Source organism: Thermodesulfobacteriota bacterium, assembly GCA_036397855.1.
Taxonomy (GTDB): Bacteria; Desulfobacterota_D; UBA1144; order Nemesobacterales; family CSP1-2; genus DASWID01.
Window position 1 is genome coordinate 1 of the sequence record DASWID010000146.1, and the last position, 11,228, is coordinate 11,228.

The 11,228-nt window shown below is 43.9% G+C and carries 5 protein-coding genes; 1 reads left to right on the top strand and 4 read right to left on the bottom strand.

Annotated features, from left to right (window positions below; translation table 11 throughout):
• Nucleotides 1-290: 290 nt before the first annotated feature.
• Complete coding sequence (locus tag VGA95_12020; protein HEX9667264.1) at nt 291-1,163, bottom strand: bile acid:sodium symporter; 873 nt, start codon at nt 1,161-1,163, stop codon at nt 291-293.
• 719 nt (nt 1,164-1,882) lie between these two features.
• On the opposite strand from VGA95_12020, the gene coaBC reads away from it, so the two are divergent.
• Nucleotides 1,883-3,091: a bifunctional phosphopantothenoylcysteine decarboxylase/phosphopantothenate--cysteine ligase CoaBC gene (coaBC, locus tag VGA95_12025; GenBank protein HEX9667265.1), complete on the top strand. Its 1,209-nt coding sequence runs from the start codon at nt 1,883-1,885 to the stop codon at nt 3,089-3,091.
• Between the two features lie 313 nt (nt 3,092-3,404).
• Here the strand turns inward: coaBC and VGA95_12030 are convergent, their stop codons facing one another.
• The 3 genes from VGA95_12030 to VGA95_12040 are packed head-to-tail and all read right to left on the bottom strand — an operon-like array spanning nt 3,405 to nt 11,218.
• On the bottom strand, nt 3,405-4,154 hold the full coding sequence (locus VGA95_12030) for a 4'-phosphopantetheinyl transferase superfamily protein (protein ID HEX9667266.1): 750 nt from the start codon (nt 4,152-4,154) through the stop codon (nt 3,405-3,407).
• Nucleotides 4,155-4,198: 44 nt separating this feature from the next.
• Nucleotides 4,199-4,474, bottom strand: coding sequence for an MbtH family protein (locus VGA95_12035; GenBank protein HEX9667267.1), 276 nt, complete (start codon nt 4,472-4,474; stop codon nt 4,199-4,201).
• Between the two features lie 33 nt (nt 4,475-4,507).
• Nucleotides 4,508-11,218, bottom strand: a complete 6,711-nt coding sequence (locus tag VGA95_12040) for an amino acid adenylation domain-containing protein (protein ID HEX9667268.1) — start codon at nt 11,216-11,218, stop codon at nt 4,508-4,510.
• Nucleotides 11,219-11,228: the final 10 nt, after the last annotated feature.

An 11,228-nucleotide genomic window follows, 5' to 3' on the forward strand; every position in this document is an offset into this window, starting at 1 on the left:
AATGACAGTGGGGGAGTGGATTCCCGCTAACGGCTATCACTATATCATCCTCGGATAGTCAGGTTTTCCAACCCCACATGGATAAAACACAAGGAATGGAAACCTATCGGGACAAGAATGTCCCGACTATCCGTAATAAATAACGTCACCGAAAACGATAGGCGGGGTTTTCCAACCCCGCATGGAGACATGCGGGGACAGGCTCTGGATTCCTGCCGCGTAATTCTTCGAATTCCGCATCCTATATCTTATACTCCATGCTCAATTGGTTATAGCAGACATTCTGCAATTCATGGTGGGAATGCATATCGCATCGATTGAAATCTTCTGAATAGGAATATCGCAGCAATTATTATCGGAACCTGAACAAGAAAGTAAACAGTCGCAAAAACCGCAAACCCAAGATCGTGAAATATTCCCACAGAAATTGCGGTTGCGATAGCCAGGTTCCTTACTGCAAATTCTATGAGCAACGTAAAACGATCGCTTGCGCTCAATCCCATGATCCAACCAACCCCAAATCCAAGAATCATGGTTATGATAGTGAAAGCAACACTGGCGAAGGCAGTGTCGGAGAAATCAGCCGGTATATTCGCCCTCTCCTTGTAGACGACAAATCCAATCAATATCACAAAAGCAATAATGCTGACATATCTTAGAGCACTTTCGTATCTTTCTTTCATATCCGGATAAAGCCTTCGAACCTTCATTCCGACAATAACAGGAAGGACGACAAGAAGTAGTAATTGTGCGATTAATTTTGCGAAGGGAATCTTAATGATAAATTGCTCACTCAAGTACAATGTGAATCCCTCCATACAAATGGGAATTGTTAAAATCGCCGCCAGACAGGAAGCCGTTGTCAATGTTACGGACAGAGCCGTGTTCGCACGAGCTAAGTAAGTATAATAATTAGATATGCCGCCCCCAGGGCAGGCCGCCACCAGTAGGACCCCGGCCAATACTTGAGGGCTAGGCTTCATTAGCTGAACTAAAACCACACCGATTATAGGAATAAGAATGAACTGCAAGATTGTCGCAATCACTATTAACCTTGGGTTAAGAAAGACTTTTCTGAAATCGTTCCGCGTTAATTCCAGTCCGACAATAAACATTAAGTAGAAGACTCCGATCGGAATAGCGATATCGATAAAAGTTTTCATTGCTGTCTACTTGTCTCCTAAGAATTAATTTGTATCATTCTACCGCTTTAAAATGTCTGTGTCATGGGAAATAAATTGATTCTTCGAAGCAGCTCATTATTTCTATAATCTTTAGGTTGTGATTAGTTAAAAATGAATACCCGTGCAGAAAACAGGTCATCACAACATAAATATTCGGTCGCTCATGCGGGCGCGGTACTCCCTGCATCAGGGGATGACACGAGGCGGGGTTGAAGCGCAATAAACCCATGCTCGAACATTCACCGCAAATGCCTACGGGGACGAGGCTGTCGAGTAATCCGCGGGACGTGCGGTTTGTCATCCCCGAGGATTTTTGTCGGGGATCCAGGGGTAAAGGATATGGATTCCCAATAACGGCAAATGACAGTGGGGGAGTGGATTCCCGCTAACGGCTATCACTATATCATCCTCGGATAGTCAGGTTTTTCAACCCCGCATGGATTAAACAAAAGGAATGGAAACCTATCGGGACAAGAATGTCCCGACTATCCGTAATAAATAACGTCACCAGAAAGGATAGGCGGGGTTTTCTAACCCCGCATCTTGGATCAATTGTCCCACCGAAATATCCAGAATTAAGATGAGCAATTGAAATTATAGTTTGCCTCATTCTGTCTACTCCTCTATACTAAATAGGAGGACCGTAGCGTGGAGACCCGAGGGTCTCTCCGGTACAAAAAATGAGCAAGAGGGTTAACATGTCTAGAATCTCTGGGAAAAACATAGTACTAGGCGTTACAGGTGGAATTGCGGCTTATAAGTCATGTGAGCTTGTCAGGCGGTTAGTCAAAGAGGAGGCGACAGTACGCGTAATTATGACCAAGAACGCCGCGGAATTTGTAACACCCCTGACATTTCAGGCTCTATCTTTAAACCGGGTGGCTACCGAAATCTACGATATCGAGTGGGAATCGGAGATCGGACATATTAGCCTCGCAGATAATGCGGATCTTATAATCGTAGCTCCTGCAACCGCTACTTTTATTGGAAAGGCAGCAGCAGGAATTGCAGACAATCTGCTCAATGCTGTGATCCTGGCCACCAAGTCCCCCGTAATTGTATGTCCGGTGATGAATGTGAACATGTATAACAATCCCGCCGTACAGGAAAACATCGAAGGTTTACACAGGAGGGGATTTATTATTGTAGAACCGGATGAGGGAGAACTCGCATGCGGTTGGGAAGGCAAAGGTAGGTATCCCGAGTTAGGTGTGATAATACAGGAAATCGAGAGGGTATTTTCGCGTAAAGATTTTACGGGTAAGAGGGTGATGGTTACGGCTGGAGCTACCAGGGAGTACATCGATTCAGTGAGATTCATCTCAAATCCATCCACTGGAAAGATGGGGTACGCCCTTGCGAAAGAAGCTTGGTTGAGGGGAGCCGATGTGCTTTTAATCTCGGGTAAAACCGATGTTAGTCCACCAACTGGCGTGGATATTGTCAACGCGTTAACTGCCAGTGATATGTATCAAGAGGTTATGGATCATCTTGACTGGGCTGATATAATAGTTAAAGCTGCTGCCGTTGGTGACTTCACTCCATCGAACATTATTCAGGGAAAAATCAAGAAAAGTAAAAAGGATCTTACACTCACACTTAAACCGACTAAGGACATCCTTTTAGAAATTGGAAAGAGGAAAGACGGAAAGATCATAGTGGGATTCGCTGCTGAGTGTGAGAATATAATAGAGAATTCAAAAGAAAAGTTAAAGGGGAAAAACGCGGATTTGATAGTAGCAAATGATATTTCAAAGGCAGGTTCTGGGTTTGGTCAGGATACGAATGCGGCGTATTTTGTGGACAGATCGGGAAAGGTGGAGGAACTTCCCTTAATGAGTAAATCCGACTTGGCCAACAGGGTCTTTGATAAGATTTTAGAGATTAGAGCAAATATTGGTTCCTAGAGTATCTGCCGGTACAAATTTGTTATAAGCCGCGACTTACCACCTGTCATTGTCCCAGGGTTCCCACCGTCCTCCCTCTTTTGGTCATTCCCAAATGCTGTTATTGGGAATCCATATTCTTTACTCCTGGATCCCCGACAAAAGTCCTCGGGGATGACAAAAAGCCGCGGATCCCCTGCAGATCCATGCGGGGTTGGAAAACCCCGCCTATCGATTTATATATAAATCCTAACCCCAGGGGATAGGCGGGACATTCCTGTCCCGCTTACTCGTTCGTTTTTTACATTTTCGCTAACACCCTGAATAGAATCACTTACCCTGACCACATCCAATGTTTGATCCTAAGGTTTTTTCCCTCCACGGCTAAGGCTCCGACATATCCAGGCGCTGGCGTCAGAGGGTACAATGACCAATTGGACGCCAGAATCGAATCTCCTTTAATGCTAACAATTTTAGCTTCATCGCTTGGGTTCAGTGTCACGTCAAACTGATCTAGCGGTATAGAAAGACCTTCTCCGATAGCCTTGATATAAGCTTCTTTACGAGTCCAACAATTAAAAAATCCCTCAATACGCTCTGAAGGAGGCAATGCGACGAGAGTCTTAAACTCCAAGGGTGAGAAGAATCGTTTTGCGATCTTCTCACAAGATAAACTTGTCCTGACTCTTTCGATATCGATTCCTATTTCTCTACCCAAGGTAACGGCGTATAATGCAAGCCCATGTGAGTGCGATAAATTGAAGTTTAGATAATCATAATCCATTTCAGTCACAATTTTCGGTTTTCCCTGAGAATTGTAAGTGAAGTTAAGTCTGTTTGGTTTTAGTTTTAGATAGCTTCCCAGTATTACTCTAAGAACGCCTCTGGCAGCAATGAAATGGTGTCGGTCTTTTTCAAAATGGAAGCGATTAGCCCTGGCTAGCTCGTCCGTAGAAAGGGTATTCTTGAGATTTTCCAGCAATGAAGGCCTTAAATTCAGATCTGTAAGCCAGAGATGTGCTTCATCTTGCCTGATAATTGATTTCTTAGGTGGTAAGTGCCATATAGGCTTAGGTTTTTTCACTAATCCAATGTTATTGAGTATAATTACACCAACTGCTGATCAAATTACTTCGTTTTGGTCTTCCTTTTCGAGCTGGCTTTTACTTTCACTTTTGCTTTTTTCTCCTTTTCCATCTCTTCCATCTTTTTCCTTAGACTTAAAGGTCTCATGTCAGTCCATACTTCCTTTATGTAAGCTAAACACTCTGACTTTGGTCCAACTTTTCCAACATCATTCCAGCCCAGAGGATTATCTTTGTCTGAAGGCCATATGGAATACTGTTCTTCGTGGTTCACTACGACCTTATAGATTGTCTTGTCATCATCTTCGTCTACGCTCATCGGCTCCTCTAATAAAATTGATTACAGTTTGAATTAAATTCCCATGCCGTTTGCATCATTAAGGCGTGCATTCACTTCTTCCGCCAATACTTTGACGTTCGGCCTGTTAAACATTGTATAGTGGTCCCCTGGAACAGTATGAACGTCCACGCCACCCCTTGCTAATTTCCTCCAACCCAACGTCTGATCTATTTCAAACATGCTCAGGTGATCCTCAGCTCTAATGAGGGTCAAGCTGTGTGGATAAGGTCTTGGATTATATTTATGAATTGCCCTGAGGTTATTAAGATATACGTCTAATCGTCGGATAGCATGCTGAAGTTGAACCTCACTGCTCTTTTCATTTTTGGCTTCAAGATTCTTCCAAATCGAGATTAACGCTGTGCCTGAAGCACCCTGTATAATATTGTCTAATAATAAGTTAAGCTCGCTAGAGTCGACACCGAGAATATTGGCTAATTCTCTATAGCGAGTGATTATGCGATCATCCTTACTTAATTCGTTCTCATTTATTACTGGCTTTGGCCAATTCGCATCGGGTAAATAGCCTATGATGATATCTAATGAAGTATCTTGGTGTTTGAAGTAATAGCAAAGTTTTTCTAAAAAATCCCCTAGAAGTCTATTTGAATATTTTATCGTTGTCTTCCAATTTCTACTCAGCGACTGCGAATCGAACAAGATTAGCTTTGACACTGATTGTTGTTGAGCTAACAATTGCTGGGCCATTTCATAAGCAACTAATCCTCCCATAGACCATCCTCCAATCTGATAAGGACCATCAGGGCTTACAAATCGTATAGCCTCAATATAACGGGTGGCCATTATCTCAATACTCGAAAGAGGGGCCTCGTCACCTTCCATGCCAAACGATTCTAGTCCGTAAAAGGGTTGATCGATTCCAATTAAGTTCGCTAAATCGTAATATGAAAACACACCGCCACCAATGGCATGAACGCAAAAGAATGGTGGTTTTGAACCTCGAGGCTGGATATTCACGAGTGGAGATTTTGGTGCTTTTATCCTTAGATCCTTTTTGACTCTGGTATTCTGCGATCCGAACCTTTTTCTGAATGCCTTAACCATTTCTTTATCAAGTGCATAATTCCCACAGTGCAGCTCGGCTGCATCAAACCCTAATCTTTTAAGAGTTCGATAATGCTGGTATGAGCTTGTAACGTCAACCAAGCCTAAGGTCGCTTTTAATCTATGAAAATGTGATGAGAGTAAGCTCGAAAAGACGCACCCAGTTATTTGATTTGGATCTCGTTCTGAGAATGCTTCTAATTGGCTTCTTTCAATCAGCCTTTCTACTACCTCTGGCAAATATTGTAAACGCTGAACGGGTTTAGGTGATTGCAGTACTCCACCTTCGGTGAAAATTATATCAACATGCTTTTCAAATCTGCGAATGGCTTCCTCTACGGAAAAGCAATGTGGAGCTGAATCGTCGACGATTATCGCACCGGGCCTCGCAAGATTAATATCGATGACTTCTGGTACGTTAGTAGCCCCGATGATTAAGGAATTTTCATAAAATTCGACCGGGACCTTATTACCAGAATCTACAATTTGTATATTTCCCTTGTACCCAAATTCTCTAATTATACTATCTTTTAATTTTTCTAAGGTATCATGCTTGCCATACAGATCACACAGGGTGATTTCTGATGGGTGTGGAAGACTTTTCAGCATCAAACTAAGGGTAGCCATCCCTACCGATCCCAGACCTAAAAAACCTACCTTCTCATGGGTAAGTTCACGACCACTTTCCTTCAGGGCTCTGCTTATCGAAAGTACAACAGATGATGTAGTTGTTGCATGTCCTGTTGTGATTTGAGGTAAATGATCCCCAGCTTCAATTTGCTCACTAATCATGCGACCGTAGTCAGTGGCAGACGGGATGAGACCCGTTAGCGAAACAGTTTTTGCTCCAGCCACGCCTGCTAATTCAACCGATTTCTTTATCATATCAACCAAAGAATCCTGATCAGCATACAATTCTGTTTCGAAAACTGGTATTGATATTATGGCAATGCGACCAAGACCTAATTCCACAATATTCGATATTATCGGTTTATTTCTAAAAAAATCGTGAACCAATTTCCTATCGATGTTTGTTTGATCCAATATCGAGTTTGATAAATAACCGATAGCTGCTGCGTCTACTCGCTTAATTTGTCCATCTTTAATGAGATCCAACAATGGACGTCGTTCGATTACTGTAAAATCATTTAATCTAAAACTGCTTCCTTCATCCTTGTTTACAATTCCTTTGATAATGGATTTAGTCGGTAACGAAGCCCTTTCATCTCGGAGTTCGGTGGGGCACTTCCCAATAGCGTTTACGAGATCAGAGATAGTAGGATTTAAAAACAGGCTCTTAACTGAAACTTCGTATTTCAGGTCTGAGGATATTTTGTATATTAGTCTGGTCGCCTGGAGGGAATTACCTCCCAAATCAAAGAAATTGTCATAAACTCCAACCCTTTCAACTCGTAGTACTTCGCTCCAGATATCTGCAATCTGCTTTTCCAGTAGGTTTCTCGGTGCTACATATTCTTGTAAGATTTCCGGACGTTTTTCATCTGGCTCAGGAAGGGCTTTTCTGTCAATCTTACCACTGGGGGTTAGCGGTAGTTCATCTAGTGTTACGAAGTATGACGGCACCATGTACTCAGGTAGCTTTTTCATTAAAAAAACTCTTAATTCCCGGATACTAGGCTTATTCTCTTCTTCCACCAATAAATATACGACAAGTCCTTTCTCGCCAGGTTCATCTTCCCGTGCTATAACAACTGCATCGCGCACCCCCGGGTGCTCCCTCAATACAGATTCGATTTCCCCGGTCTCTATACGAAAGCCACGCACCTTTACCTGATGGTCTATCCTTCCAAGAAATTCTATGTTCCCATCCGGCAAATACCGTGCAAGGTCTCCTGTCCTGTAAAGCCTCTCCCCAGGGCCGTCACTGAATGGATTCGGTACAAACTTCTCTGCCGTCAGATCGGATCGGTTGAGATATCCACGTGATACACCTAATCCTCCAATGTGAAGCTCCCCAGGCACTCCGATAGGGACTGCATTATAACTCTTGTCTAGAATATAGATTTTGGTGTTTGCAATCGGTCGGCCTATTGGTATGGAACCGTTTTGTTTAAAAACTTGGTAGGATGTGGAATAGACAGTAGTCTCCGTAGGTCCATAGACGTTCAATAGTGAATTCGATCTTTCAAGCAAAAGATTTGCCAAATCTCCAGTGAGTTCCTCACCGCCGCATAGTGATTTGAACTTTTTTGGAGTCTTCCAGTCTGCTGCAAAAAGAAGTTTCCAGGTTGCAGGTGTAGCGTGGATCATCGTCGCATTTAATTGATTAATCTTTCTTGACAACAATAATCCGTCAGTCGCTGTTTCGCGGCTGATCAAACCTATGCGAGCCCCGGTTACAAGTGTTAGAAAAATTTCGAGGATAGAGATATCAAATGAAAAGGTGTTAATTGCCGGTACGATGTCATTGGATGACAAGCCCAACTGGTCCCGAGATGAGGTTAGGAAATTTGTTAGTGATCTATGATGGATCTGAACACCCTTAGGATTCCCTGTAGAGCCTGATGTGTAAATGACGTAGGCAATGTTATCGGGCGAGGACAGACGAATCGGGTTGCCTCTATCCCTTTTAGAAATGCCCTCCCTTTTCGAATGCATAAGAACAAGGGTAATTTCATCACAAGGTAGTAGACCCGCAAATGTTTTTTGAGTTAAAACGAACTGAATATTTGAATCCTCCACCATGTATTCCAGCCGTTGCTTCGGATAAGAGGGGTCAAGAGGAACATAAGCACCTCCTGCTTTAAGTATCCCCATAATTCCTACTACCATCTCTATTGATCTTTCCAAACATAACCCTACAAGAACCTCTGGGCCTACTCCCTGCTCTATCAGGTAATGAGCCAGTTGATTAGCCCTTTGATTTAATTCTTCGTAAGTCAGTGTCTTATCTTCAAAAACAACTGCGATGGCATCCGGGGTCCTCTTCACCTGTTCCTCAAATAGCTCATGAACACACCTTTCTTCGGGGTATTCCCTACTTGTTTCATTCCACTCGAAAAGGATTTTATGCTTCTCCCTCTGCGGTAGCACGGGCAAGTCTGATATTCTCTGGTCAGGATTTTTAACTATACCTTCCAAAAGGATCATAAAATGGTCGATCATCCTTTCTATCGTAGGTCCATTAAATAAATCCGTGTTGTACTCCAAATTTCCTGTTAGCCCCTGAGCTGTTTCCGCCAAAGAGAGGGTAAGATCAAACTTCGCCGTCTCTCCTTCCATCTCCACCGGACTAATGGTCAAGCCTCCCAGGTCTACGGCTTGCATCGGTGCATTCTGTAGTACAAACATCACCTGAAACAGGGGTGAGTGACCCATATCTCTCTGAGGATTAAGTTCGTCCACCAGTCTCTCAAACGGAAGGTCCTGATGAGCATACGCTTCGAGTGAGGTTTCTTTTACACTCCTCAATAGTTCTAAGAAGCTGGGATTACCCGAAAGATCAGTACGCATTACGAGGGTATTGACAAAGAAACCAATGAGCCCTTCAATCACTGACCTATTGCGGTTCGCAATTGGGGTACCTACTGCTATGTCCTCCTGTCCTGTACACCTATAGAGCAGTGTCTGAAAGGCAGCCAGCAGTGTCATAAACAAAGTAGCTCCTTCCCGTCTACTCAGCTCAGTAAGGGCTTCTGATAGTGATGGGGAAAGCTCTAATGATTCATGCGCCCCGTTGTATGTCTTTACAACTGGTCTCGGCCTATCAGTCGGTAACTCAAGAACTGGCGGCAGATCACCAAGCTTCTGTCTCCAGTACCCTAGTTGTGACTGAAGCACGTCACCCTGCAGCCACTGTCTCTGCCACTGTGCAAAATCTGCATATTGTATCGGTAGTTCTGGCAGTGGTGAGGGTTCTCCACGGGAGTATGCATCATATATTGCCGAAACCTCTCTTATCAGTATTCCCATAGACCAACCATCTGATATTATGTGATGCATAGTGAAGAGACCAACATGGTCTTCCTCCCCAAGCCTTAGCACATTAGGCCTCAGTAGAGGGCCACTCTCAAGGTCAAATGGCTTCTGTGCCTCTTCTATCGCCAGTCTCCTCGCCTCAGACTCTCTTTCCCCCTCTGGCAATTCACTGAGATCCAGAATAGGAAGAGTAAATATTATCTCGGATGCTATTACCTGGGTTGGTTTCCCATCCACTGATTTAAATGTAGTTCTGAGTGATTCGTGGCGTCTTATTATCTCGTTTATCGAGCGCTCCAGTACCTCCACATCGAGTCTACCCCTTACTCTCACTGCTCCAGGCATGTTGTAGGCACTGCTGCCTGGCTCAAACTGATCAAGGAACCACAGTCTCTCCTGGGCAGAGGATAGTGGGAGTTCGATGTCCCTTGGTATTGGATTAATAGGTGGAGCCTTTAGCCCCTCACCTTTTTTCTTCTCCTCATCTATTATCTCTGCAAGTCGAGCAACAGTGGGTTCTTCTATAATGTTTCTAAGTGGAATCTCTACCTTAAACGCATCTCTTGCTCGGGAGACCACTTGTGTGGCAAGCAGTGAGTGTCCTCCCAGTTCAAAGAATTTGTCGTATATTCCAACTTTTTCCACACCTAACACCTGTGCCCATATGCCAGCCAGTATCTCCTCTGTAGGATTTCGGGGCGCTACGAATTCTCTTCCAAGCTCTGGTCTGGTTTTATCCGGTTCGGGCAGTGCCTTTCTATCTACCTTCCCACTTGGGCTTAGTGGTAGCTCGTCCAGTGTTACAAAGTATGATGGCACCATATACTCTGGTAGCCTGTTCTTGAGAAAGTTCCTTACTTCACCGACAGTAGTTTCCTGCCCCCGTTTATTTACGATATATCCCACCAGGCGTTTATCTTTCCAGGGCGAAGTCGAGGGATCGCCACTCCCATCGCCTCTTGCTAAAACGACTGCATCATTTACATATGGATGTTCTCTTAGTATTGATTCGATTTCCCCGGTCTCTATCCTGAATCCACGTATCTTTACCTGATTGTCTATCCTTCCCAGAAACTCTATGTTGCCGTCTCCTAGGTATCGCGCAAGGTCTCCTGTCTTATAAAGTCTCTCCCCTGGCTCTTCACTAAATGGATTTGGTATAAACTTCTCGGCTGTTAAGTCAGGCCGATTCAGATAGCCGCGAGACAGTCCCTCACCTCCGGTATGAAGCTCGCCAGGTACTCCAATCGGGACCGGCTGTAAATTTTTGTCCAGCAAATAGACCTGAGTATTGGCTATTGGCTTTCCAATCGATACAGAATTCCCTACTTGAGAAGAGTCTGTCATCGAATAGCAGCTGGTAAAGGTTGTGCTCTCTGTTGGGCCATAGCCATTAATCAATTTACATCCTGACAACTTTCCGAGAGCCTTTTTTACATGTGAGGCAAACAATACATCACCACCAGCTAGGAGTTGACGAACATAGATTAAAGCATCAATGCGTTCATCTACCAACAGGTGGAAGAGACTAGCGGTGAGCCATAGCGTAGAAATCCTATGCCTCCTAATAAATTGACCAAGCTCTTCTAATGATGGCGTATAAGGTGGAAAGACGACTAATTGCGAGCCATTTAGTAGGCAACCCCAGATCTCGAATGTTGATGCATCGAAGGATATAGGGGCAAACTGAAGAAAAACCTCATGGGATGTTAGATCTATGTAATCCGTC